Annotated in this window: 26 protein-coding genes and 2 tRNA genes; 16 read left to right on the top strand and 12 right to left on the bottom strand. The window is 47.0% G+C overall.

Annotated features, from left to right (window positions below; all coding sequences use genetic code 11):
- A partial coding sequence (locus tag AXFE_RS09570) for a transposase (protein ID WP_200891249.1) occupies window positions 1–860 on the bottom strand: 860 nt, incomplete at its 3' end.
- A gap of 219 nt (window positions 861–1079) precedes the next feature.
- Between AXFE_RS09570 and AXFE_RS09565 the strand changes: the two genes are divergently transcribed.
- Together AXFE_RS09565 and AXFE_RS09560 are read left to right on the top strand one after the other, a co-directional pair.
- Window positions 1080–2300 (top strand): GGDEF domain-containing protein, encoded by a 1221-nt coding sequence (locus AXFE_RS09565; protein ID WP_052605641.1) that lies wholly within the window; start codon window positions 1080–1082, stop codon window positions 2298–2300.
- Between the two features lie 2 nt (window positions 2301–2302).
- Window positions 2303–3112 carry an HDOD domain-containing protein gene (locus AXFE_RS09560; RefSeq protein WP_052605640.1) on the top strand — a complete coding sequence of 270 codons (810 nt, stop codon included), beginning with the start codon at window positions 2303–2305 and terminating at the stop codon, window positions 3110–3112.
- 1044 nt (window positions 3113–4156) lie between these two features.
- Here AXFE_RS09560 and AXFE_RS09555 read toward each other — a convergent pair.
- Window positions 4157–4399 (bottom strand): hypothetical protein, encoded by a 243-nt coding sequence (locus AXFE_RS09555; RefSeq protein WP_152626001.1) that lies wholly within the window; start codon window positions 4397–4399, stop codon window positions 4157–4159.
- A 1712-nt stretch (window positions 4400–6111) separates the two neighbouring features.
- On the opposite strand from AXFE_RS09555, the gene AXFE_RS09550 reads away from it, so the two are divergent.
- Together AXFE_RS09550 and AXFE_RS09545 are read left to right on the top strand one after the other, a co-directional pair.
- Window positions 6112–6876 carry a ParA family protein gene (locus AXFE_RS09550; RefSeq protein WP_235347731.1) on the top strand — a complete coding sequence of 255 codons (765 nt, stop codon included), beginning with the start codon at window positions 6112–6114 and terminating at the stop codon, window positions 6874–6876.
- Complete coding sequence (locus AXFE_RS09545; RefSeq protein WP_052605637.1) at window positions 6876–7760, top strand: ParB/RepB/Spo0J family partition protein; 885 nt, start codon at window positions 6876–6878, stop codon at window positions 7758–7760. The genes AXFE_RS09550 and AXFE_RS09545 overlap by 1 nt, the downstream gene beginning before the upstream one ends.
- A 207-nt stretch (window positions 7761–7967) precedes the next feature.
- Here the strand turns inward: AXFE_RS09545 and AXFE_RS09540 are convergent, their stop codons facing one another.
- The 6 genes from AXFE_RS09540 to rpmH form a co-directional block, all read right to left on the bottom strand.
- A complete protein-coding gene (locus tag AXFE_RS09540; protein WP_052605636.1) occupies window positions 7968–8606 on the bottom strand; it encodes an RsmG family class I SAM-dependent methyltransferase in 639 nt (212 codons plus the stop codon).
- 17 nt (window positions 8607–8623) lie between these two features.
- Window positions 8624–9619 (bottom strand): RNA-binding cell elongation regulator Jag/EloR, encoded by a 996-nt coding sequence (gene jag, locus AXFE_RS09535; RefSeq protein ID WP_052605635.1) that lies wholly within the window; start codon window positions 9617–9619, stop codon window positions 8624–8626.
- 44 nt (window positions 9620–9663) lie between these two features.
- Entirely contained in the window at window positions 9664–10665 is a 1002-nt protein-coding gene (locus AXFE_RS09530; protein ID WP_052605634.1) for a YidC/Oxa1 family membrane protein insertase, read from the bottom strand.
- Window positions 10662–10895, bottom strand: coding sequence for a membrane protein insertion efficiency factor YidD (gene yidD, locus AXFE_RS09525; RefSeq protein WP_052605633.1), 234 nt, complete (start codon window positions 10893–10895; stop codon window positions 10662–10664). Before yidD ends, AXFE_RS09530 begins: the two co-directional genes overlap by 4 nt.
- A gap of 42 nt (window positions 10896–10937) precedes the next feature.
- Entirely contained in the window at window positions 10938–11264 is a 327-nt protein-coding gene (gene rnpA / locus AXFE_RS09520) for a ribonuclease P protein component (protein ID WP_160291806.1), read from the bottom strand.
- Between the two features lie 296 nt (window positions 11265–11560).
- A complete protein-coding gene (rpmH, locus tag AXFE_RS18480; RefSeq protein WP_082058636.1) occupies window positions 11561–11695 on the bottom strand; it encodes a 50S ribosomal protein L34 in 135 nt (44 codons plus the stop codon).
- 261 nt (window positions 11696–11956) lie between these two features.
- Between rpmH and dnaA the strand changes: the two genes are divergently transcribed.
- The 10 genes from dnaA (at window position 11957) to AXFE_RS19330 (ending at window position 21901) form a co-directional block, all read left to right on the top strand.
- Window positions 11957–13372 carry a chromosomal replication initiator protein DnaA gene (dnaA, locus tag AXFE_RS09515; protein ID WP_052605631.1) on the top strand — a complete coding sequence of 472 codons (1416 nt, stop codon included), beginning with the start codon at window positions 11957–11959 and terminating at the stop codon, window positions 13370–13372.
- 227 nt (window positions 13373–13599) lie between these two features.
- Window positions 13600–14703 (top strand): DNA polymerase III subunit beta, encoded by a 1104-nt coding sequence (dnaN, locus tag AXFE_RS09510; protein ID WP_052605630.1) that lies wholly within the window; start codon window positions 13600–13602, stop codon window positions 14701–14703.
- 111 nt (window positions 14704–14814) lie between these two features.
- The gene (gene recF, locus AXFE_RS09505) at window positions 14815–15891 is read left to right on the top strand and encodes a DNA replication/repair protein RecF (RefSeq protein WP_082058635.1); all 1077 of its coding nucleotides are present in this window, start codon (window positions 14815–14817) and stop codon (window positions 15889–15891) included.
- 17 nt (window positions 15892–15908) lie between these two features.
- Window positions 15909–16250 carry a DUF721 domain-containing protein gene (locus AXFE_RS09500; RefSeq protein ID WP_152625999.1) on the top strand — a complete coding sequence of 114 codons (342 nt, stop codon included), beginning with the start codon at window positions 15909–15911 and terminating at the stop codon, window positions 16248–16250.
- On the top strand, window positions 16240–18180 hold the full coding sequence (gyrB, locus tag AXFE_RS09495; RefSeq protein ID WP_052605627.1) for a DNA topoisomerase (ATP-hydrolyzing) subunit B: 1941 nt from the start codon (window positions 16240–16242) through the stop codon (window positions 18178–18180). The genes AXFE_RS09500 and gyrB overlap by 11 nt, the downstream gene beginning before the upstream one ends.
- Window positions 18181–18282: 102 nt before the next feature.
- Entirely contained in the window at window positions 18283–20745 is a 2463-nt protein-coding gene (gene gyrA / locus AXFE_RS09490; protein ID WP_235347729.1) for a DNA gyrase subunit A, read from the top strand.
- A gap of 65 nt (window positions 20746–20810) precedes the next feature.
- Window positions 20811–21242 (top strand): DUF3566 domain-containing protein, encoded by a 432-nt coding sequence (locus tag AXFE_RS09485; RefSeq protein ID WP_052605626.1) that lies wholly within the window; start codon window positions 20811–20813, stop codon window positions 21240–21242.
- Window positions 21243–21277: 35 nt separating this feature from the next.
- A tRNA-Ile gene (locus tag AXFE_RS09480) sits at window positions 21278–21351 on the top strand.
- 90 nt (window positions 21352–21441) lie between these two features.
- A tRNA-Ala gene (locus AXFE_RS09475) sits at window positions 21442–21517 on the top strand.
- A 201-nt stretch (window positions 21518–21718) separates the two neighbouring features.
- The gene (locus tag AXFE_RS19330; RefSeq protein WP_152625998.1) at window positions 21719–21901 is read left to right on the top strand and encodes a hypothetical protein; all 183 of its coding nucleotides are present in this window, start codon (window positions 21719–21721) and stop codon (window positions 21899–21901) included.
- A gap of 56 nt (window positions 21902–21957) precedes the next feature.
- Here the strand turns inward: AXFE_RS19330 and AXFE_RS09470 are convergent, their stop codons facing one another.
- The 4 genes from AXFE_RS09470 to AXFE_RS09455 all read right to left on the bottom strand — a co-directional run bounded on the left by AXFE_RS09470 (window position 21958) and on the right by AXFE_RS09455 (window position 24311).
- Window positions 21958–22665 carry an ISL3 family transposase gene (locus AXFE_RS09470; RefSeq protein ID WP_235347733.1) on the bottom strand — a complete coding sequence of 236 codons (708 nt, stop codon included), beginning with the start codon at window positions 22663–22665 and terminating at the stop codon, window positions 21958–21960.
- Between the two features lie 5 nt (window positions 22666–22670).
- Window positions 22671–23396 carry a hypothetical protein gene (locus tag AXFE_RS09465; protein WP_052605624.1) on the bottom strand — a complete coding sequence of 242 codons (726 nt, stop codon included), beginning with the start codon at window positions 23394–23396 and terminating at the stop codon, window positions 22671–22673.
- A gap of 256 nt (window positions 23397–23652) precedes the next feature.
- Window positions 23653–24081, bottom strand: coding sequence for a TA system VapC family ribonuclease toxin (locus tag AXFE_RS18475; protein ID WP_082058633.1), 429 nt, complete (start codon window positions 24079–24081; stop codon window positions 23653–23655).
- The gene (locus AXFE_RS09455; RefSeq protein WP_052605622.1) at window positions 24081–24311 is read right to left on the bottom strand and encodes a ribbon-helix-helix domain-containing protein; all 231 of its coding nucleotides are present in this window, start codon (window positions 24309–24311) and stop codon (window positions 24081–24083) included. The genes AXFE_RS18475 and AXFE_RS09455 overlap by 1 nt, the downstream gene beginning before the upstream one ends.
- Window positions 24312–24327: 16 nt before the next feature.
- Between AXFE_RS09455 and AXFE_RS09450 the strand changes: the two genes are divergently transcribed.
- Both AXFE_RS09450 and AXFE_RS09445 read left to right on the top strand, forming a co-directional pair.
- Entirely contained in the window at window positions 24328–24630 is a 303-nt protein-coding gene (locus AXFE_RS09450) for a HipA domain-containing protein (protein ID WP_082058632.1), read from the top strand.
- Window positions 24631–24652: 22 nt separating this feature from the next.
- Window positions 24653–24904 (top strand): hypothetical protein, encoded by a 252-nt coding sequence (locus AXFE_RS09445; protein ID WP_052605620.1) that lies wholly within the window; start codon window positions 24653–24655, stop codon window positions 24902–24904.
- Window positions 24905–25104 lie beyond the last annotated feature (200 nt).

Raw genomic sequence — 25104 nt, 5'->3', positions numbered from 1 at the left:
CGATAGAGGGGATCCCCACCCCTGCCTCTGTGACCAAGGATGTTCTGTTGTACCCTTCTTCTCACCTCATCAAGGCGAGTGTTGGCCAGCTTTATCAGGTGGAATGGATCGGCTACCATGGTAGCGTTTGGTAACGCCTCTCGAAAGACCGCCCGGTAAGAACCAGCTAGATCAAGAGTTCCCCACTTGACTGCGTCACGCCACTCCTTGGACTGACTGGCTATCCACTTCTTTGGCTCCTTTCCCTCTCTACCAGGCACGACATCAAGAAGGGTTGGACTCGTAACGTCCACGATTGAGGTAGACCACTTCTGGGTCCGATAGCGACCCTCGCGACAAAACAAGGTCTCATCTAATCCGAGTGCACGAACCTTACCAAAGCGACTTGGATCCTCTACGAGGGGAGTCCCATAGGCAATGACAGCGTCATTGATCGTGTGCCAATCACAATCGAGCTCTCTGGCTACCGATGACACCGATCGACCATCTCTACCAACCACTCGGGTTGCGAATCTAGCTGCCCTATCGGTGAGCTTGAGTCTTGGAGCTGCGATCCTAGTGTCCACGTCACTCCACGACGGGGCGGAACAGTTCCCATCCTTGCACTCCCACCTGCGTTTGTGCCAGATGAGTCTGACGGCACGGCCAAAGCTTTGTAGATCAATCAGCTCTACTAGTGAGCCTCCCTTGGAATAACTCATCCCATTACATACTGGGCATTTTGGTCGTTCGCCTCGACACTCGATATGGACCCGAAGGGGTGTCTTTGAACCTTGGTCACCCAGATCCTCGATGCCAATCAAATTGACATCCTTTAGACCGAGCAAGATCTCTGCAATTCGAATAGGATTTTCTTCCACAGGGGCCCTCCAGTGATGAGTTGTTGAACTATCCCATTCTGGCAGAGCCCCTGTGACCCTCCCAAACTCACCCCTGGTGCGTGGCTACACCTGACTAAATTCCCCACTTAAATCCGAAGTCCCGCCAAATTGCCCTTGGCCTTGGTTGTGTTACTAAAGAAAACTTATAATCGCCCCGATATTAAAGACAATTAATCAGTCGAAGGTACCGGAGATGCTATGCAAGTTACGACTAGCTCAGATCGAGAACTCCTTGGTTCGCTACGGAGCTTTCTTACCAATACCGAAAAGGCGCTAATTCTCGTAGCTCGAGAAGAAATCATTTGGATCAACAATGCAACCGCAACACGGATGGCTACGGCTGCTATCGATATCATCGGTCAACGACTTGACGAGATTACCACTATAGAGATTCCCACTAAGCTCAACCACGCTCAAAATCTCGAGGGCGAACTAGTTCACGCCACTGGAATTACGATACCAATTTCTTGTCTAGCAACCCCGCTCTCCAATAGCGAGATGATGCTAGAGATCACAGACCGAACCGAATTTGATGCCCATCACGAGCTCGCCCTCTATCAAGAGCGCCTCTGGGTTTTAGCAAATCAGATTCCTATAGGAATCTTCTACAGCGAGGTAGGCCTACGTACCGAATTCGCAAATGACTTTCTGGCACAGATATATCAAAGTCCGGTCGAGACCCTCCTTGGCACCGGATGGATTGACCAGATTCCTCCAATAAGTCGTCCTATAATCGAGGAGGCCGTACTAAAGACCCTATCTGGCGTAGTAACGGAGAGCGAAATTGATCTAGTCACCTTTAGTGGCACCACCAAACGAATCCTATATACCATTTCACCAATTATCTCTGGTGACGGGCGAGCAGGATTTGCAGGCACGGCAGAAGACATCACAGACAGATGCCTCCGCGAAGAACAGATGGCCCATGCCGCAACACATGACCCCCTCACCGGACTGCCCAACAGAGCAGCGATGATGAACGATCTCTATAGCCACCATCAAGCTCTCACCAATAAAGAGATTAAGGGCATAACGGTAATCTTCTGCGATCTAAATGATTTCAAAGTTGTAAACGACAGCTTAGGTCATAAGGCTGGGGACCGTATATTGATAGAAGCTGCCAACGGTCTACGTTATGGCTGTCGAGATGGCAATCTAGCCTATCGCTATGCTGGAGACGAATTTGTAGTCCTTTGCCCTGGAATCTTCGACGAAGTAGAAGCCACAACAATCATCGCCGAACTAAAGTCATCCATGGAGGCGCCAGTCCACTTCGCAAATACACAAATAAGAATCTCTGGAAGCTTCGGCTCATTTACCTCCAGCGATCCCGCGATATCCCCCGAAGAACTCCTAAATAGAGCTGATGCCTCCATGTATGGTGTGAAACAACATTCAAAGCAAAGACACGAGGGGTAATTATGTCCACTTCAACACTTTCAAAGTTAGTATCGCTCCTGAAGAACGCCAACACAAACCCTTCAGTAGCATCAATGATCGTCTCAGCCATAGACAACCCCGACTCTGGGACCGGTGATATATCTAAGTTGATCAACAGTGATCCTATATTAAGTGCGAACATAATTCGAATTGCCAACTCAAACTACTATGGTCTTCCCGGAAGAGTATCTAACCTCAACTTCGCCGTCTCAATCCTGGGTCTTTTGGCAATCAGGTCGATAGCACTCGCATCACTACTTAGAGCTTCAATCGATATTCCCACGCAAATATGGCACAAACTCCTCGCCAACTCTATCGCCACCGCAAAGACCGCAGAAGCAATGTCGCTAGATCGATCATTTGGACTAACTGGAGGTCTCTTGGCGGATTTTGGTGAGGTAATAATCTACAACAGCGACAGAGATACCTGCAATCAAATTCAAAAAGAAACCCTCCTACAACCACTAGCTGAACGCGGACCCTACCAGGAAGAACTCGAACTCATCCAATTTGGTGTCACACATTCAGAACTCTCGAACTCAATCTTAACCAAATGGGGATATCCTGACGAATTCTGCAATGCTATCGCCCACCATCACCATGAACCCATAGAAGCAAGCGATCAAAACTCCAAAGCTCTCTATTGGGGAATGCTCATCGCTCAATCGATTCAGCAATCCGATCACACTACCTCAGACTCGCTCCAACTACCCTCCCCCATGGGCGAATTTAACTTCGAAACGATCTCCGAAGAGATAGGCCTCTTTATCGCGTCAGTTGACACACCGTAAGAACCAGATAGGTCCTCACCAGGTAGAGTTCACCACAAACCCAAAATAGCACGCCTCACATAACCACAAGTGCATAAATCATCCACTCAGAAAAACAGGAAACCATCCCGGAAAACTCACGGATAATTCTCCTGGAATAAACTCTTACACCAGGGATCCTGTCATGGCCATCGACCACACCAAGACAAAGAGATCTCAATCAAAAGGCTGCCGCGAAATGGGACGACCTACTAAAACCAACCACAAACCTTAGAGACAGCCTATCTTGATGGCACAAGAAACTTTAGCTATAGTCCAATCCTGAAGCGGTTCACTTTGACTAGCAAAACCACACAACAAATGCAATAAATCCAAGAAGACCAACAGTCGCCAGTCGCCAGTCGCCAGTCGCCAGTCGCCAGTCACCAGTCACCAGTCGCCGTCAGAAGCATCTTCTAGACACCACAGTCGCACCGACCTGAAGTCCTTATAGTGGCTCCTGAGACCACCAAACCGATCCACAATCTGTCTTTGAGCATCTACCAGGACTTCCATTACGCTCAAACACGGTACTAGACAACCCTCGACCGCATTAGCCGCCGCTCAATACAACCCAAGAGCTCTCACACAAGGCACCCATTTAAAACGAAGGACAAACCAGTAGTCCCAGCTCTGGATCAATTCCTAGAAAAGCCTCATATCCATAGAAGCAAGATACTCAAAACTCTATCCACCAAAGGGTGTTCCTTGGATAAACCCCTTCTGACCCAACCCTAAAGCCCCAACTAATGCACCCCATCTTTACCAACCGGCTCAAACCCAGCAACCTCCCCTTAACCATGGCGAAGCAAAACGAACAACTCGCCCTTAGTCCTCACCCTTGCGGTGCAACAAATCGACCGCAAAACCAATGGAAACCATCACCATAATGACCTCCCATGAACCAATGCGAAACCAAACGACACAAAAAAATCGTGCTACATCAAAACTCCCTAAGAACCATACGAAGAAAGTTCTATGCAAACCACCAGCTAAATCCGATGATAACGCACCATAGCCTCTGCCCTAAACGGCACAATCTTCCGCTTTATCAAAAAGCTGGGTGATGGACACAAAACCGATTATCGCCCAACCTATGGCTACGAAACCAGCCAACCAAGAGCCCGGATTTCGATTGCCATGCTTTGCACCAATCCCAACTGGTACCTCTATAACACCCGGTAGAACAATTAGGGCTAGTTCCGCTACATTTCGGACCAAATACTTGCTGGCCAGGAGGAGATCCAACCTCGGGTTGCCTAGAAACACAAAGCTATCTCAAAGAGCAATTGCTACGAAAATCTTCCAATTAGTTCTGTTGCTTACTTTAAATCTCGATATCGCGATCCTAAAGACCTTGTGCCTCTCGGCGAAATAAAGATCGAACAACTCCCCCGTCACCACTATCCAAACCAACCATGACAGAGCCCAGAAAATTGACTGGACATAAAATTGACAGCCAAGGAAACTAACTCGGCACTGGATATTTGGGCTGATCGGCGAACCAATGTAAGAGACCCTTGAAGGGGAATCAAAAAAACGATCACACCAAAACATAAGAGACCTTCCGATCGCCAGGGGTAATGTTCGCCATATTGATCGTAGTCAGGAGCAAAACCATCCTCCTGTATTATCGATATCGAACGAAATGGAATGCGCAGCTTTTCTAGATCGATCTCACCTACTGAGAATCTGCCGAGACCATACCTGCCATGAAAGCGGTCGATCCAGCACCTAACTTATTTAGTTGCTGAACAAAATACTCAAACTACCGGCTAACTACAGACCAAATGCAAAACAATCAGAATAATACGACGACGCAGACCGGTCACTAGCCAGAATAATCCGAGGCCTAGGGCTATAGGTGTTTCACGTGAAACACAATCGCACTGACGAATGATCACCGAACTATAGGTTAGGTAACATGCCAAAAATGGCTTTGACAGGGCATATCTAAGAAAAACCCTGGAAAAGAAAGCCACTAATCACCTCACCCAATAGCCAATTCAAAAACAAAAAGACTCTTTGTAGCACTTGACTAGGCGAAGGTAACGCATTAAAGAAGGCAAAATTTTAAAGACAGAAAACAAGGTAGAAGCTAGCCAAAAAGATAAAGGAATAACTAACAAGACAGGATCGCTCTAAGTCCCGAACTCCCCATCACCATAGACCCGGGCAATTAAGGTCTTACTTCCACTCCGGCGAGATTCGCAACCAAAGAGATCTATCAATAGAGATAACCACTCAAATGCAACTCACCATACCTCTCGACAAAAATTAAAACGCTTCTCGAAACGCGCCACCTGGATAGAATACCCGATTCAACAGAGAAAAACAGAACAATCACGGTGTAGCCAACTCTAAGCCAAAAACTAAGGATGGCCCCCAGCAATTCAATGCTAACTAGATCGTCTTGAACAGATCCTTCTCGGCCTAGTACAACGGTGCCACTGGTTCAACGGTGCCACTGGTTCAACGGTGCCACGGGTTCAACCAATCACTACCCCCTTGACAATCCGAACTACTGTCACAGCAAAAGCAAAAAGCTCACGAGAAATCAAGATAGTCTCAGATCGCCGCCAAAACCTTACAAATCCACCCGAATCGGAGATACCCCAACGAGATCTCAATCATTCCGGAAATACCATCGATTGATGAGATCGATAACTGCCGTACCTATCACTACGCGATCTCGAATCGAAATTACCTCAACGTTGCGATCCATTAGGTAGGTCCGAATAGACAAAAGAGCAAACCGACACCGAAAACGAGTAGCAATGCCACCCTTAATGGTGTAGCCTAACTAACATAAGTGAAACCACTAGATATCGCCCCAGCAGCCCAAAGCAAACGCCTAAATCTCACGTCACCTTCTAGAAGATCCTTCTTGAAGATCCTTCTTGAAAGACTAACGCTGCAGGCATCGATCAAATGTGTGTTTCACGTGAAACAAATGCCGTAAATGTATGGACGGGGAGACCGTGACTGATAATCAAACTAGAATCATCGCCATCGCTAACCAAAAGGGTGGGGTAGGGAAAACTACCACTTCGGTAAATCTAGCAGCCGCAATCGCCGAATCGGGAAAACGCGTCCTGGTGATAGACCTAGATCCCCAAGGTAACGCGAGTACCGGTATGGGAATCGACATTAGAGCTCTAGCCACTACTGTCTACGACGTCCTTCTTCATGATGTACCCATTGAGGATGCAATCGAACCAACCGCTGTCAAAAACCTCTTCGTTCTACCAGCTAACATAGATTTGGCCGGTGCAGAGATCGAATTGGTAAGCCAACTCAGTCGCGAGAATCGCCTCAAGAGGACGCTCGATGAAGTCTCGGACGAATTTGACCTCATCATTATCGACTGTCCACCGTCTCTCGGCCTCCTGACCATCAATGCACTTGTTGCTGCTGCCGAGGTCCTTGTTCCCATTCAGTGCGAATATTATGCATTAGAAGGACTCACCCAACTCTTCCGAAACGTAAAGCTTGTAAAATCTAACCTCAATCCAACCCTCGAGGTTACCCATATAGTGCTCACTATGTACGACTCTCGAACCAAACTAGCCGAACAGGTAGCCGCAGACGTACAATCGCACTATCCACAGATCGTCTGCAAAACAGTGATTCCTCGTTCCGTGAGACTCTCTGAAGCGCCCTCCTATGGACAACCAATTACAGTATTTGACCCCATATCCCGTGGGGCAGTGGCCTATCGCGAACTAGCCAAGGAAATAGACTGATGGTACGAAAGGCTGGACTCGGTAGGGGACTTGGTTCCCTGATACCCCAAGGTGAGTCACAAGATCGCCAAGCAACTTACAAAGAGATTCCCACATCGCACATTCGACCCAACCCCGATCAACCGCGCAAATCCTTCGATGAAGAAGCTCTCTCGAGCCTTGCCGCATCGATAGGCGCGATGGGAATCATTCAACCAATCCTGGTACACGAGATAGAAGAAGGACAATACCAAATCATTGCGGGGGAGCGCCGCTGGAGAGCCGCCCGACGGGTTGGATTAGATACGGTACCTGCAATAGTACAACAGGCCGACTCCAAGATGTCGCTAGAGCAAGCTCTGGTAGAAAACCTGCATCGAGAGGATCTAAATCCAATCGAAGAGGCGATGGCCTACCAGAGCCTGATTGAAGAGTTCGCATTCACCCATGAAACTCTTGCAACCCGAATTGGAAAGTCGCGTGCGGTAATAACAAATTCTATGAGGCTACTGCAACTACCGGCAAATGCCCAGCGACTCTTAGTAGAACGACGCATCTCACCTGGCCACGCTCGTCTGCTACTTTCCATAAGCGATCGCACGCAGCAAGAACAATACGCAAAGAGAATCGTCGAGGAAGACCTCTCAGTAAGGGCACTTGAGGCACTTCTTGGAGAAAACAATGTGCCTAAGGTCGGCAAACCAAAAAAAGACACGAAACAATTTAAACCCGCTGGCATTATGGAACTCGAGAAAATCTTGGTCGACCTACTAGATACCAAGGTCGAAGTGCAAATGCCCAAATCGAACTCACCAAAGTCAAAAGGAAGGGTAGTCATAGAATTCGATAACCTCGAAGACCTCAAACGAATCACCGAACAACTCATCGAAGATGAAAAGGAATAGACATATCCAAAAAATATGGCGTCCGGAAGATTACTCTTTGGGCGCCGTATAGCAAGATCGCTACAAAGATAACGGCGGCTAGGCAACCAGCCAAAGCGGATCCAAACTCACCAAAAAGGCCCTGAAACCTCGAAAACGGATAGGTGGAACCCTACAGAAGACGTCTACCAACCTAAGGGCCTCTGATAGCCCTTTAGCGGCCTTAGGTCACCAGAGTGGATTCTTCACTATATTTCGAAAAGCACGGCCTCTAACACGATCCTGGAGCTTGGGGATAACTACAAAGTGAAAATCTAAATGAACAAATGTAGGAACTCCAAAACCAAGTTTAGAAAGTCCCGCTAAAGACCAACGTGTATTGTCGACGCCTTGGGCGTCGGTGGGCGTCGGTGGTTCGCTAGCTAGCAAGATCCCACCGGGTCTAATAAAACCCGATGCTATCTCTGCCAATATCGGAGGTGCTCCAAAACACCTAGCAACCACACAGTCGAAGCGTCCAAGAACATCTCCTAGCTCTTCAGCCCGTCCGTTTCGAGCGATCAATCGATCCGCTAAAGCGAACTCTATCGAGTATCGACTTGCTAATGCAGAGCGTTTCGCCATTCCATCGACCAAAGTAACAAATAAAGCGTCGTCTAAAAGGGCCATCAATAATCCCGGAATACCAACTCCAGAGCCGAGATCTAAAATCGAAAGGTTACCCGAACCAAGATGGCCTCGAACTACATCGATGTAGTTCGAGGCCATCTCTAGCAATTTTTCTAAGCTATCGGAACCGATCCCGCCAATCAACCGACTCTCTTGATACCAAGGCTCCAAGGAATCAGAAATTGAGGCATCTGTCATAGTTTGACTACCGTACCCTATCGGTCACGGTCACGGTCAAAATCTTCAGAGTCGCCATTTGACTCCCATGGCCTAGGCGACACCACAACATAGCGACGTGGTTCACGCCCCTCTGAACGGGTAAAGATACCTTCCATATCATTCAAAACGTCATGGACAATCTTTCGATCCGATGAATTCATCGCTTCAAGAGCCTTTTGACGATCAGAAACCTTAACTTGGTTCGCTACAGAGATAGCAAAGGCTTCCAAGGAAGTTCGACGTCGCTCTCTAAAACCCGCTATGTCCACATTGATTCGAGCATTGGCACGACGAAATCGATTTTGAACCGAAGCTCTAGCCAACTCTTGAACTGAGGCCATTACAAGCCCCTTAGGTCCAATTAAAAGGCCAAAATTCGCATCTCCAGTTATATCGATCGATATTTGGTCGTCTTCCATTGATGAAACAGAGATCTGCCCTGGGATGTGAAACTCCCTCATCAAACCAGCCAGAAACTCTTGAGCAGCTCCCGCCTGATCGACCAACGGAATGGCCTCCTCGACTTCATCTTGATAGTCCTCTTCAGTCATCTTTGTTGGAACCCTTCTTCCGTTACGTTCATTTGAAACTTCTCTAGCAGGAGTTTCTCGTTCTTCAACAACATCGCTCTTTTCATAGTTGTTCTTCTCATTGTTGATTGAAGCAGCCTCTGAACGCCCTCTGCCATTGGAGCTAGTGTGAGTACTTGAATTTGAAGCAGTTGGTCGCTCATTAGAGGTCGATGTTCGTTCACTGGAGCCACCAGGTCGCTCACGCCGACGCCTAGTCCTGCGAGCAGCATCCTTGGAACGAGGAATATTTGGTTTAACTCTAACGCGAATTCTAGCTTCACGCTTTGTCCGACCAAACATGCCAGTCTTTGGCTCCTCTAATACTTCGAAATCAATCTCACTCTCGTCAACCCCTAAAAGGTCAAGAGCGGCTGTCATTGCCTCCTCGACAGATCGACCTGTAGTCTCTACCCATTCCATATCTTGATTTAATCCTCTTTGAATTCTATAAAAGCCGCAACAAACTAGCGTTTCTTTTTCTTGGCTTGCGAGTTACCATTGCGACTTGTCGCTGGACGCGGTCTTGGTGGAGTAGTTCCACCTCCCGAACGAGGAGTTCCGCCATTTCCCGAATTCTTCGGTTGGGTCTGGCCCTGAGCCTCTTTCATTCGATCCATGAAACCTACCTTTGGAGGCGCCACATATGTCCCAGCAGCCTTCTGAGCTTTAATCTCATCGGCCTGCTTACGTGCATCGATTGAATGGCTCCTTAGAACCGGATCTCTCCTCCACATAAACTCTTGCTGGACAATTCTAAATAGTGACGAAACTACAAAGTAAAGGTTTACACCGGCTGGAATGCCTATGTAAATTACACCATAAATTAGGGGCGAATACTTCATAATCGCAGCCTGCTGCGGGTTTGCATTTGCAGCAGCTGGATTTTTGGAGTAAATCTGCCAGGTTGATAGAAATACCAGACCAATCGCCAATGCGACTAGTCCGTAATAAGGAAGAGCATTGATAAAACCAGTGTGAACGTGCGTAGCAGCAGTACCTAAATTCAGTCCGATGGAGTGCATATTGCCATTGGAGGCCTTTAGGTTCTTATAGATCAAAGTCGACTGACCCACGTACTTAGGTGCCGCGGTACCGTTGGGCAACTTGTTGGTAAGTCCACGAATAACGTCGTACATGACAAAGAGAACAGGAAACTGCAATAGCATTGGCAGACATCCACCGGCTGGCGAAACCTTATTTTCCTTAAAGAGCCTTTGCATCTCTTCATTTTGCCGTACCTTATCGCCCTTATGCTTAGCTTGAAGAGCTTTAAGTTCAGGCTGCAACTTTTGCATGGAGATCATCGATCTGGTACTCATGGCGGTAAGGGGCCACAAAAAAGCCATAACCGTTACAGTTAACAGGCCAATTGATAGGGAGTAACTATGCAAAAACCCATAATAGAAGGCGATTAGCCCTGCAATTAAGTCGAATAGGGGCTTGAATAAATCACCCAAATAAGTCATCGAACTACCTTTTTACCGTTCGCTTCGGGTACTGGGTCAAACCCAGATCCACCAAATGGATTACATCTTGCTATACGCTTGAGCGAAAGACCAACGCCTTTGGCTAAACCATGTGTCTCAATTGCCTCAATGCTATAGTCTGAGCACGAAGGAAAGTAGCGACAAGGCGACACTCTGCCAAATCTAACCTTTTGGTAGCCTGCTATGGCACCAAGCACTAACTTCTTCATCTCAAAAAACCTTCACCTTAGGACTACGACCATGGAACTCAACTAGGCCATGGCTTTCTTCTTGACAATCTCGATCAAATCTTCTAGCATCTCTTTGAGATCGTCATAGCTCAGAAGATGGGCGCCAGGATAGACAGATATAACGTACATACCAGAGCCTATAGCATCTTCGCGACTACGAAATATCTCCCTTACTCGCCGCCGAATCTTATTTCGAACGTGAGCCTTGCCGACCTTCCTTGGAACTGCCATTCCGATCGACAGCTCTGAGCCCTTATTGAGATAACTAAGGGCCAAACACTGCTTTCGGCTGCGTTTGCCAAGGTTTCTAACCTCTTGAAAGTCCTTTGATTCTCTAATCGAGTCCACAATTAACTCTCGCTGAAATAACAACTCCGCCAAACAAACCTAGGGACGTCACCTTGTGAACATAAACTCAAAATCATCTATTGCAACGATTTGCAATGCCAAGACTGAAATTAAATAGCAAAAATATTACAAAACTGCCACAACAACACTCAATTTTGCGGTCGATACTAATTTTGCTACCTAAATAACTGGCAATTTCGTAAAAAAAATCGAGCAAACTTAGAGATTAAATCGAGCTATCTATGAAATTTAGATCTATATGGGCGGTGACTATGATCAAAAAGATCCATTAATCCCTAAGCGCTAATATTTACTCTACCCTTGAGTCGACGGGCTTTGAGAACGGCTCTACCTGCTCTTGTAGACATACGGTGTCTAAATCCGTGCTTTTTCGAGCGCTTCCTATTGTTAGGCTGAAAAGTTCTCTTCATCGTTACTACTCCAAAATCTCATAAAATTCGAATTGAATCGCGCATTAGCGCTTTATGAACAAAATTCCATAATAGCCTTATCTAGCCCATGGTCGAACCGCCATCTCATACAAGATGGTCACAAGAGCAAATTCATAGCGAATCGATGGAGAATTACATACTTCGAATTATCTAGAATCATAGTCACCATCTCACATTGGTAACTCAACTTTTATACCCTAAAGACAAACAAAACAAAAAACCGAATACGAGGAAGACACGATGCGCGACGCTGATGAAATATGGAGACTATGTCGCCCACACATTCTCGAACGTATTAGTGAGTCCTCGTGGTATGCCCTCTTTGAGACAATTATCCCAATCGACGATGAAAGCGAATCTCTTACGCTTGTAGTTCAATCGACGATAGCAAAATCTCGAATCGAAGAACGTCATCTCACGACGATTACACAAGCACTCGAGGCGATAGGCATCTCAAATGCAAACGTAACTATTCGCGCAGAAAAACACATCGAAGAGGTGGAAGCGCCACGATCCTCTGGATCAACTCGCTCAAATACCCTTTCACCTCTCTTTGAGCCGACTAACACTTCGGGGGGCTTTTCCGCAAAAGATTCCAAAATTGCTAAAGCCAACGAAACGTCTCGTGGCCTTATCAACCCCTCCCACACCTTTGAAGCATTTGTCATCGGTAGCTCCAACCGCTTTGCCCATGCAGCTGCATTATCGGTGGCTGAAACTCCATCAAGGAGCTACAACCCCCTTTTCATCCATGGAAAAGCAGGTCTTGGAAAGACTCACCTCCTCAATGCGATTGGAAATTACTCCCTTGAGAACTATCCCGCCCTTACTGTTAGGTACGTTTCCACTGAAACATTCCTAAATGAATTTGTAGATGCAATTAGAAAAAACACCACTACGGCCTTCAAACGTCGCTATCGCGAATGCGACGTACTGCTGATCGATGATATCCAGTTTCTCGAGAGCCGAGAATCTCTCCAAGAGGAGTTCTTCCACACCTTCAACCATCTACATTCAGCCGGAAAACAGATGGTCATCACATCGGATCGCCCACCAAAGGCTATTGCAACCCTAGAAGAACGACTTCGAAGTCGCTTCATGTCTGGACTGATAACAGATGTGCAGCCACCAGAGGTTGAAACACGTCTGGCCATTCTTCGGAAAAAGTCCGAGCTAATGCCAAATCCTGTACCTTTTGACGTACTGGAGTTTATAGCACAGGCTATCTCGGACAATATTAGAGAGCTAGAGGGGGCACTTATTCGAGTCTCCGCCTTCGCATCGCTAAATAACCTCGAAATTACAGTTCCATTGGCCAGAGAGCTTTTAGTGGACTTAGTTGACGGCTCAACTCCAAAGACAATCACTCCACAGGAGATAATTGAGACGATATCGTCCTACTATGGCCTCTCACCTCTAGAGATCCAAGGTTCATCAAGAAAGAGACCGCTTGTCGAGGCGCGCCAAGTCGCTATGTATGTCTTTAGAGAGCTCACAACACTGAGCTTCCCTGCAATTGGAAAAGAGTTTGGCAACCGAGATCACACCACAGTCATGCACGCAGTCAACAAGGTGGAATCCAAGATGAGCGAAGATAGAGAGACCTATAACCGCGTCACAGCTCTGCTATCTAAGATAAGAAGTCAACAGCTGTGAATAACCCTGTGGATAAGTTGTGAATAATTGGTAAACGAATGTTGAAAACAAGATGAAAAGTAAGCAATCTTTTGAAACTGCAAAAACACCATGCACAGCCTCGACTAACCCTGTGGAAAAAAGTCCGATAAGTTATATACCACAAGCTGGAACAATGGCTAGATATCCACAGTCCACAGCCCCTATTACTACAGTTATCATTTAAATTTAATTCAAGGAGTTATTAGTTGCGTTTTAGTTGCGAGAGAGACCTCTTATCAGAAAGTATCGGCATAGCATCCAGAGCACTTGAGAGCCGATCTTTTGGAAATGGCGTTCATTTAGACTTAACAGGTGACAATCTGGTAATTTACGCCCATGAAACCGATATTTTAATTGAGGTAAGAATTGAAGTATTGGGTCACGAAGATGGAAGTTGTGTTATTCCGACTCCACTGACCAGCGACCTAATTAAATCTCTTGGGGAAGGCATAGTGGAAATTGATGTTGACGATATGGCACTGACCATGCGTTCACAACGAGCCAAGATGTCAGTAAATCTCGTGGCCGACTTCAATCCACCGTATCTAAGAGACGAGACTGTCGCTCCAGTGACCGTAGATGCTGGCGAACTAAAGGAAGCTTTGGCCCAGGTGATTAGAGCTTCAGCTAAAGGTGATGCTCGAGATTTTGTCTACACGGGAGTTTTATTTGCAGCCATCGATGGCGGCCTTCGTTTGGTTGCGACAGACGGAGTACGTATGGCGATACGAGACCTTCGAGGAGTGAATCTGCTCGAGAGCGATTCGGAAGTTATTGTGCCAGCTCGCTCGCTGACCGAACTTGAGAAACTACTAGCTCTTAGATCTCAAAAAGAAGAGCTTCGTGTATCTGTGGGTGATAAAGAAGCCGCCTTCGAGATTGGTGACTTTTTGTTGGTAACTCGATTGATTGAAGAAAGATATCGCGATTATCGACAGGTAATCCAGCCCAGCTATCCAAAACGGCTCGTCGTATCCAAGCGTGAGATCGTTGAAGCTCTACGCCGACTGCGAAGAATGGCTCGCGAAAATCGAGATATGACTAACCTGAGACTCGACATAACGGAGACACGCCTCTTTATGAGTGTTCATATTCCTCAAGTTGGAACTGCCACTGAAGAGCTCGAGGCAACTTACATCGGCGACGAGGAGATTTCACTTGCCTTTGATCCTGAACTGCTAAATGAAGGAATCGATGCCGTTGGATCTGAGTATGCCGCTCTTGAAATAGTTGCAACCAACAAGGCGGTTAGAATTGCTAACGCAGACAATAGCGACTTGACTTATCTGCTAATGCCAATTCGTCAGTAGGCAGGCCAGCATCTCTCAGCGTAAGTGGATCTTTTGATCTTTGTGGAATTATTTTGCCCGAGAGTTGATCGACGTTTGTTGAAGGGATCTTTTTGCCCTTAGTGAAATGGAATTGCGCTGTTTGTCGGCTTTGTAGAGATTACTGATTTTAGGAAAGTACGATCGGTAACGATTACCCCTTCTTCCGTGGGCGTTACAGCAATCGTTGGTCGCAATGGTCAGGGAAAGTCCTCTATTATCGAGGCTCTTTCCTATGCGATCACTGGTCGATCATTCAGGGGCGCGCCAAAGGATTCCATGATTACAAAAGAGTGTGAATCCTCCATCGTAAGGGCAAATATCTTTTCTAACCAGCGCGAACTTCTCTTGGAACTCTCGCTAAATAGGGGAGGCTCCGATCGGCTCCTGTTAAATCGGAATGTAACACCACGAAGAGATGTAGTTAGAGCGATTCCGCTCACAGTCTTCACGCTCTCAGATATTGAGATTGTCTCAGGATCTCCTGCTCATCGACGGGAATTCATCGATGACTCCTTGATTTTGATGGGTCCGCGAGCGAGCGAGACCGTAGACAATTACGAAAGATTACTTCAGCATCGAAGCCATATCCTCAAATCACTACAACGAGGCGATGGTAGTGTGGGCTATGATTCTTTGGAGATATTCGACGAATCATTAGCAATTGAAGGTGAAAGGCTGATTCGAATGCGCCTTTCCCTGCTGTCTAGGATCGAGCCCATCCTAAATGAGTTGTATGCTGATATAGCGGGAAAAGGTGAGAAGGTCCTAACAAGTTATGTGCCTTCTGTTCGTACGAACTTAATGTCGGATCTGTTAGATTCTCGAAGAGACGATATTAGGCGAGGAATAACGAGCGTCGGGCCACACCGTGACGACATTATCTTTAGGATCAATGGTCTAAATGCTAGATATGAAGCATCTCAAGGTGAGCAGCGAACGTTAGCTTTTTCGTTAAAGATGGCGCTCCATGAGTTGTTGCGATCGCGAATCGGTGAAGATCCAATCATATTATTGGACGACGTCTTTTCAGAGCTTGACGAGGAAAGAATTGAAAAGGTATTGAAACGGACGAAAAGCGCACAGGCCATTGTGACTACAAGTATTGATCATCAAATCGATGAAAAAGTTAATCAAAAATTAGTAATTGAAAGCGGTTCACTTCTGTGAGTAGGTCGATCGAAAGTATGGATGATGCAAGTCTGCATCCTTTTACGAATTCAATTGCAATCGTAAAAAAGATGATTGATAAAAATGACTCGCTTTTATTGGATGAGATTATTCAATCATGGAACGAGTTGGTTGGAGTTCTCATAGGTGCACATTCCAGGCCTACTTTGGTTAAGGATAGTATCTTGGTAGTAGCTGTGGATTCGCCACCAACGAAGACCTCTCTTACCTTGGCGTCGCGCAAAATTATCGCTGAATTGACAAGTCGTGGTTATGGCTTTACCGGCATTGAGACGCAATTGCGATCGCGAGTAAAGGCCCAAACTCTAAATCTGGAAGGTGACAACGTTGGAAAGTGATCTAGGGACTACAAGCGTCACAGCCGCTTACAATGCTGACTCTATTACAGTTCTAGAGGGACTTGAGCCCGTTCGCTTGCGACCTGGTATGTATATCGGATCGACAAGCACCTCTGGTTTGCACCATTTGGTCTGGGAGGTAGTTGATAACGCCGTTGATGAAGCCATGGCTGGCCATTGCGACCATATCGTAGTTACTCTTTTAGAGGATGGCGGAGTTCGCGTTAGTGACAATGGACGTGGAATTCCAGTCGATCCACACCCAAGCTATCCAGGCAAAAGTGCAGCCGAAGTTGTTCTCACAGTCTTGCACGCCGGTGGAAAATTTGGCGGTGGGGGATATAAAGTCTCAGGAGGATTGCACGGTGTAGGTGTTTCAGTTGTTAATGCACTTTCATCGAGGTTGGTTCTTGAGATAGACCGAGATAAGCGCTCCTACATGATGTCCTTTGTTGACGGGGGAACTGTGGAAAGAGCCCTCTATGATGTTGGTCGATCTAGAGGCAGAGACCATGGAACTACTGTAACCTTTTACCCGGATTCTACGATCTTTGACGACATTGAATTTCGTGCCCAAACCATTACTGAGCGACTTCAGATTATGGCTTTTTTGAATAAGAGCCTAAGAATAGATTTTTACGACAAGCGAAGTGGACGAAGTCAAAGCGAGAGCTTTTGTTATGCTGGTGGCATAGTCGACTTTGTGGCTCATTTGAATTCGTCAAAAGAGGCGTTATTCAAAAAAGTTGGTTATTTTTCAGCATCTGAAGACACTTCCGAAGTTGAGATCTCTTTCCAATGGAATACTGCATACTACGAGAGCATTCACTCGTTTGCCAATGGAATTTCAACTATCGATGGAGGCGCTCATGAAGAGGGGTTTCGCAAAGCGCTGACGACAGTGCTAAATAAATATGCTCGTTCGCGAGCTTTATTGAAAGAAAAAGACGAGAACTTAGCGGGTGAAGACGTTCGAGAGGGCCTCTCGGCGATTATATCGGTTCGCCTTACAGACCCTCAGTTTGAAGGTCAAACCAAAGGACGTCTTGGAAATGCATCGATTCGATCGATGGTTGAGCGAGCTTCAAACGAACGACTGAGTGAATGGTTCGAAGAGAATCCCAAAGAAGCTCAACTGATTACCTCAAAGGCGATAGCAGCCGCTCGTTCTCGATTAGCTGCCAAGCAGGCTCGTGACCTAACCAGGCGAAAGAGCGCTCTTGAAGGCGCTGGATTGCCAGGTAAGTTGGTGGATTGTTCTTCAAAGAATGCAGCGGAATCCGAGCTCTTTATCGTTGAAGGAAACTCCGCAGGTGGCTCAGCTAAGGACGCTAGAGATCCTAAGACACAGGCAATTTTGCCAATTAGAGGCAAGATATTAAATGTTGAACGTGCTCGTTTGGATAAGATGCTCAAAAATCAAGAGGTCCAGGCATTAATTTCAGCGATCGGTGGTGGGATGGCCGATGACTTTGACGTAAGTAAGATTCGATATCACAAGGTGATCATTCTTGCCGATGCAGACGTCGATGGCTCCCATATCCGCACTTTGTTATTGACCTTCTTCTTTAGACAGATGCGGGCCCTAGTTGAGGGTGGCTTCGTCTACGTTGCACAACCTCCACTTTTTTCTACACGAGTAGGTAAATCCAAGATCTATCTAAAAGATGAGGCAGCTAGAGTTCGTTTTCTGAGTAATTCTCCGAATCATAAAGATGAGTTTCAACGCCTCAAGGGCCTTGGCGAGATGGACTTTGATGAGCTGAGGGATACCACCATGGATGCATCAAAGCGCTCACTATTGCAGATTTCGGTTGAACAAGCAGCCCTCGCTGACGAGGTTTGCTCTGTTTTGATGGGTGATGACGTTGAAGTGAGACGAAAGTTCATCCAGACAAATGCCAAGGACGTTAGGTTCTTAGACATTTAGCTTCTCCTTATCTTGGTGAAGGTGTAATTGGTTGATCATTACTTTTTCAATTTTGGTAAATGATCCCTTAGGTTTTTAGTCGTTGTAGTTAGGAGCTATCAGTTGAGTCCTTCAACGTCAGATTCAGATGGCGGAATAATCGGCTCGGTGGAGCCGATTGAGATTCAAGAAGAGATGGAAAGATCTTTCTTAGAATATTCGATGTCGGTAATTGTATCGCGAGCCCTTCCAGATGCTAGAGACGGTTTAAAGCCCGTCCATCGTCGTATTCTTTATTCGATGTTTGCAGAGGGGCTACGTCCCGATAGACCTCATGTAAAGTGCTCCAAGGTAGTTGGCGACGTGATGGGTAAGTTTCACCCTCATGGTGACTCGGCTATCTACGAAGCATTGGTTCGAATGGCGCAGGATTTTTCGCTACGCCATCCGTTGATCGATGGTCATGGTAACTTTGGATCGCCAGATCCAGATACTGGTGCAGCAGCAGCTCGATATACCGAGTGCCGACTGACTCCGCTAGCTCTTCAGCTGATGTCTGGAATCGATGAAGATACTGTAGATTTCATTCCGAACTACGATGGTTCCGAGCAAGAGCCCTCTGTTTTGCCTGCTCGTTTTCCTAACTTACTGGTCAATGGTTCTCAGGGTATCGCGGTTGGAATGGCCACCAATATTCCTCCTCATAACCTTGAGGAGGTTGTTGACGCAACGATCTACCTGATTGATAATCCAGAGGCTACGCCAGACAATTTGATGACCTTCGTTAAAGGGCCAGATTTCCCAACTGGTGCTCAGATTCTGGGACGCGCAGGAATAATTGATGCTTATCGAACAGGTAGGGGTTCAATCAAGATGCGGGCACTCGCAGAGATCGAGGAGACTCGCACCGGCGGCCATCGCATAGTAGTAACTCAAATTCCATACCAAACATCGGTAGAGCAGATCGAACGCAAGGTAGCGGAACTCGCTAACAACCGTGAACTCGAAGGAATTCGAGAGGTACAAAACGACTCAGCGGGAAGAGTCAACCGTCTGGTTATCGACCTAAAAAGAGATGCCAATCCCAATGTCGTCTTAAATAATCTCTTCAAGTTGACTCCAATGGAGTCGCGATTTAGCGTCAACTTGCTAGCGATCGTGGATGGTGTTCCAAGAACCTTGAATCTTGTTCAAGCTTTACGAGCCTACATAGATCATCAAATTGAGGTAGTTAGGCGACGAAGTGAGTTTCGACTCGCTAAAGCTAGGGCTAGGGCGCATATCGTTGAAGGTTTACTTCGATGTATCGATCAACTAGATGCAGTTATTACACTTATTCGGGCTTCAGACGATCGACAAAGTGCTCGAAGCGGACTTATGGGCGAGCCCTTTCTTTTTAGTGAAATTCAAGCTAACCACATCCTAGATATGACACTTGGGCGTCTAACAAGACTTGGTCGCACTGAACTTGAAAATGAGATCTTGGCCCTTAGAGAAACAATTGCCTTTTTAGAGAGTCTTTTAGCCGATGACGAAGCCGTAAATGGGGTTGTAAAGTCCGAACTGATCTCTGTTCGGGATGAATTTAAGAATCCAAGGCGTACCCAAATTGTGACAGATCCAGGTGACTTTAGTGACGAGGATCTTATCGAAGATGAACCGCGGGTTGTAATCTTAACCAAGAGTGGCTATATCAAAGCCATGAGTTCTGACTCATTTAGAACCCAGGCCCGTGGCGGAAAGGGCGTTCAAGGAGCCAAGGTCAAAGACGAAGATGTTGTCTCTGAGGTTCTTCATACCAATTCGCATAGCTATCTTCTCTTCTTTACCAACAAAGGTAAGGTCTATCGAATTAAGACCCATGAACTTGGTGTGCGGGAGAGAACAGCTCGAGGGATGGCACTTGTCAACTTGCTTGCTTTAGATGCTGATGAATCTGTTGCAACTGTTTTGGATACCCAAACATATTATCCAGATTCATTCCTGGTCTTCTTTACCAGGATGGGCTTAGTCAAAAAGACTAGGTTAGCTGAATACGATAAGTCACGCCGTGAAGGTCTGATCGCTTTGGCACTACGTGATGGTGATGAATTGGTAAAGGTCTTGGTGGTAGCGCCCGATAGTGACATATTGGTCTTGACGAAACACGGCATGGGAATAAGGTTTGCCGAATCGGATGTGAGGCCAGTGGGCAGAAGTGCATCTGGGGTGAGAGCCATTCGTCTTCGAATTGATGATACTGTAGTGGCAGCGATTGAAACCGGTACTCGATCTGAAGTTTTAATGGTTACAGGAGCCGGTTTTGCCAAGAGGACAAAGGTGGCGAGATTTAGCGTTCAGACCAGAGGTGGTCAAGGTGTCCGTGCAATTCGATTGACACATGCCCGAGGAGAGCTTGTTGCAGCTTTTGCTACATCTGCTAACGATGAGGTGATTGTAGTAGCATCTGGAGGTACGACAATTCGAACTACGGTATCTTCAATTGCTGATCAGGGTAGAGACGCGACGGGTGTTAAGATAATCGAACTAGATTCGACTCAGTTTGTAAGTTCGGTTACACCTGTGGTACCGATAGAGTCCGAATAAGACGGCGGATAAGTGCCGACATAACACCGAGGCGCCAAGAGTATGAAAGGTAACATCCTAAAGAGATGGTAACTGAAAGAGCTACACGTCAACGGCCTGCGCGGCCCCAGATAATCGCGCGAGAGCAAAAGCAGCGTCGGCAACCCAAGCCGACGCAGCGGATAAAAATTAAGCAAATATCATTAGTCTCCCTTTTGAAGGTCTCCTTCTTTTTTTACCTGGGTCTAGTTATTGTTGGAAGTTTGGCAACGCTCGTTATCTGGTCGGTAATGGCATCAGGCGGATATATTATTAAATTGAATCACCTGGTTGATCAGTTGTTCGGCACAACTAATTACAGTGTTTCACTGTCACAGGTTATGGTTATCCAACTAAGCTTTGGCGCGGTATGGGTTTTGATCTCTACGGTTGTAACTTTTGTCGGCGGGGTACTCTATAACCTGTCCTCTGAAATAGGCAACGGTATAGGTATTAGCATCATGGACGACAGCAAGTAGTCATTTACCTGCTAAGTTGTTCATGTGACTTTTTTGGGGCTATAGCTCAGTTGGTTAGAGCGCAGCACTGATAATGCTGAGGTCGCTGGTTCGAGTCCAGCTAGCCCCACTAGATATATTTTGATATCTAGATGGTCACTCTTGAGATAATCAAGAACAACAGGGATAGGTTAATTAGATTTATTCTTGTTGAAAATCTGGGGATGTAGCTCAGCTGGAAGAGCACCTGCTTTGCACGCAGGGGGTCAGGGGTTCGAGTCCCCTCATCTCCACCAGGTATCCCTATGAGATATATTGGCCCTTCAGCTTTTAGCGGGGTCCATGTGTTATTTGGCTCTCCCAACCATCATGTGGTTCTCCAACCTTCCCCCAACGGATAAGTGACGCCTGGACGATAAGAACTTTGGGTCTTTAAAAACATTTAATGAAATGTGTAGAAGCTCGTGACCCCAGTTATTTAGACCGGGCGACAGACCATGAAAGCGGCTCTTGCGTTTCTGCCGGGGTGGGGTACTCGATTTCAACGCGGTAAGACTCTTTATCTAGCCCTAAGTGATCTTCTTTATCCGATACGTATCGATAGTTGCGCTGTGGATGAGACCGTATGGAACTATTTAGTCAACTCAGATACGCCAAAACAAAGGGCATTACTAACATGATGATCATCTTGTTGTTTGTTGTCTTTGGTAAATGAAAGTGGGTATTGGTGGCTTAGTTATTTCACCACGATGGAATCAAGTACTCTCCAGTTGGGCTTTCCGCCATAGAGTAGTGCTCTTATGCGGTAATTTTCGAAGTTGGTAAAGCCAAAAGCTACACGCTTTACTCTTTTGATCAAGTTGTTGAGTCCTTCGGTAGGACCATTGGTCATTCGTTCTTCGTGAAAGGCCATGATCTTTTTAAACCAATATTTGAGAGTCTTTCCAAGTCTGCGAAGCTCTAGTGGCATAGCCACAAGTGATATGCGATCGACAATCTCTTCTAAGTATTTTTGTGCCTGGTGAATATCCCTACACTCATAAAAGTCAGATAATGCTTCTTTTACTCTGTAGGCAAGCGCAACCTCAGCGTTTGGATCTCCCAATTCAAGAAGCGTTTCTAGACGCTTGGTGGTCTTTTCGTCTAAGTTCTTCCCCTTCATCACAAGGAGCTTGCGAGATCCATACAAAGGATCATCTTTTCTACCTCTGTGACCAGTTCTCTCTAGCTGCAGCCGTCTGCGTACTCCATCTAGTGCACTAGTGGCAAGCTTGATGACGTGAAATCTATCTACCACTTGGGTTGCTTTTGGTAAGGTAACACTAAAGACAGCAGCATAGGAATTTGACATGTCTAAAGTGCCATAGGCAATTCTTTCCCTAAAGTGAGTTGGACGTTCATTTACCCATTTTGCTACTTCGGTAAAGCTCCTTGATTCGACGATATCGATCAGCTGTCGGTTTCCGCGACATCACAAATAGTTGTGCACCAGTTCTGCGTGCGATATTTACCAGTTCTCACAAAGAGGGTCTCGTCAAAGCCAAGAGCCCTTGTTTTTCCAATTCGCTTCTTATCAGCTTCTAGTAGAGCTCTACTGTAGATGGTTACTGCTCGATTTATTACGCCCCAGTCACAGTTGAGTTCTTTTGCTAGCTCAGATACACATCGGCCCATACCCACCAGCTTTGTCGCCCACTTGGCAGCTCTAGTTGTAAGTAAACTATGTGAAGCTGCAATACGGTGATCACCAAGCGTCCAACTTCTCTTCTCGCATGAAGATTGATTACAAGTCATCCGATGTTTCTTCCACTTGATCCTCGTAGGGGTACCCCCAAAAGGAAGATCGATACAGGTGACAAAGGGTCGTTCCTTTACCTGTGCCGGATTGAGACAAAGCGGACAGGTCACTTTTGAGACAACTTGTTCAATTGCAATCTCAGCCATAGGGCCATTTCTGCAGTAGTAGAGAATTCTCACTCCCTTTAAACCAACGAGTGCCTTACAAATATCGCTAGGATCAACAAGGACGGGGGAGCCTACAACAGGCTTTGTTTTGGTAGGGTCGAACCAGAGCGCCCTGCCAACGTTTCCGTCGGTGGGTTTCTCTGGTCCGCCCTCCGAACCAGACTTGCGACTTCTACCGCATCCGGCTCTCTCTTCCAGCGTGGGTACCAAATCGCTTCCAGCGCATTCCAGGGAGACATCCTAAGATTCAGTCGCCGAAGTGCCTGGCTCCAGTTCCGCCAGCGAGGGTAGATTTTGGCGACGCCGTGAAATTGGAACGAATAATAACCATTCCGGCTTGGCTTTCGCTGGGTTTACCGGTATGGCTACTCAGGGGTTGAGGCCTTTTCGTTCTCGGCCAATTTGGTCACCAAAGTCAATAGGAAATATCTCCGCAGGTGCCCCACATGCCCACCGCCGCAGCGTATTAGGAGTTGAGCGGATTGAGCCAGATAAGTTCGGGGAAGCGCGCGAAATCGGAGTCAGCGCTGATGACAGCCAGGCCGTGCTCGATGGCGAGCGCGGCGAGCGCGGCGTCGCTGACCAGGTTGCCTCGCAGGTCGAGATCGATCACTAGCCGTGTAAGGATGTCTCGGTACCCGCGTCCCGGATCGGGCACCCACGCGGCGGGGGCGTCGAGCCAGTCGGCGACGAATGACCACGCATCAACTGGAGTGAGTGGGACGGGCAGGGCTCGCGGATGGGTGACGATGCGAACGAAGGCCAGCAGCGACTGCCAGGGCAGCCCGATTCGGCGCGAGCCGTTGAGTGCTTCTTCGAGCCAATTCCGAGCGGCGCTATGAGCTCGCGACCGTTCGTCGACGGCATAGATCAGGACGTTGGCGTCAACTAGCATCAGCGGGTCGCCACGCCATCGAGGATTTCGAGGGCGTCCGCGACGCTCGAGACGTCGACGCTTACCGAGAGCGGTGCTGTGCGCTGGCGGAACAGGGGATGTATGACCTGGGCAACCAGGCCTCGGCGAATCAGTTCGTTCACCGCCTCGGACATGCCAAGGTGTTGTTCGCGCCGCAGGGCCTCGATGGCCTGGGCGGTGTCCTTATCGAATTCTACTGTCGTCCTCATGCCGCTATTCTAGCACGTGCATGCTTGTAGTAACGCACGCATATGTTTGCTGCGTTTATGCCGCCAGCGGAATGCTTGTCAACTTTTGGGTCGTTGGCCAGGCGATAAGTACCGACTAAGTTACGAAGAAGTTGCAGCGGCGATAGCGTCAGTTTGCAGCGCAGAGGTGGTAGTAGCACTCGATCTATTTTGCCAGATTTGTTTTGCTTGGCTCACTGGAAATGGAGATGTTCACGCCAAAAATATCTCAGTTGTAAAGTCGCTTAGTGGCCTATGGTCGCTTTCTCTCGCATACGACCTTGTCTCCACTCTGTTCTAGGGTGTTCTATGGTGAGAATTCCATGGCGCTAAGACTAGCTGGGTCTACAACCGAACTATCAAGGCGCATGATCCTAGCATTCGGCTCGACTATTGGATTAAGCACAGTTGGATTAAGCACAGTTGTGGCGACCAAAATTCTAGACAAACTTATCGCCGCAACTGAGCTAATTTTGGTTGAACTAGTCAATGGTGCGCTATCGTTTGATGAAAATAAGACTAATAAAGTACTTAAAGTATTGAAACATCGATGGAATAACCTCGCGCTTCGGTAGATTTCTATTTTGATAAAGTTTTCTAAATAGAGTTGTGAACTTCCGCACCGTTACAGATGGGGCTTGCGGCCGCGTCTTTTGGTTGAGGTTGCCTAGTATCACTTCCATCAAGGCATCACGACCAACCGGTCTGATAACGATTATCGAGAGTGCAATATGAGCTCGCAAGCAAGTTTTCGCCTTGTGCGAATTTCAATGCT

Origin of the sequence: Acidithrix ferrooxidans (genome assembly GCF_000949295.1) — a bacterium.
In the GTDB taxonomy this organism is placed as follows: Bacteria; Actinomycetota; Acidimicrobiia; order Acidimicrobiales; family Acidimicrobiaceae; genus Acidithrix; species Acidithrix ferrooxidans.
Note: the sequence above shows the minus strand (reverse complement) of the source record. Positions and strands in the feature narration are given on the sequence as shown.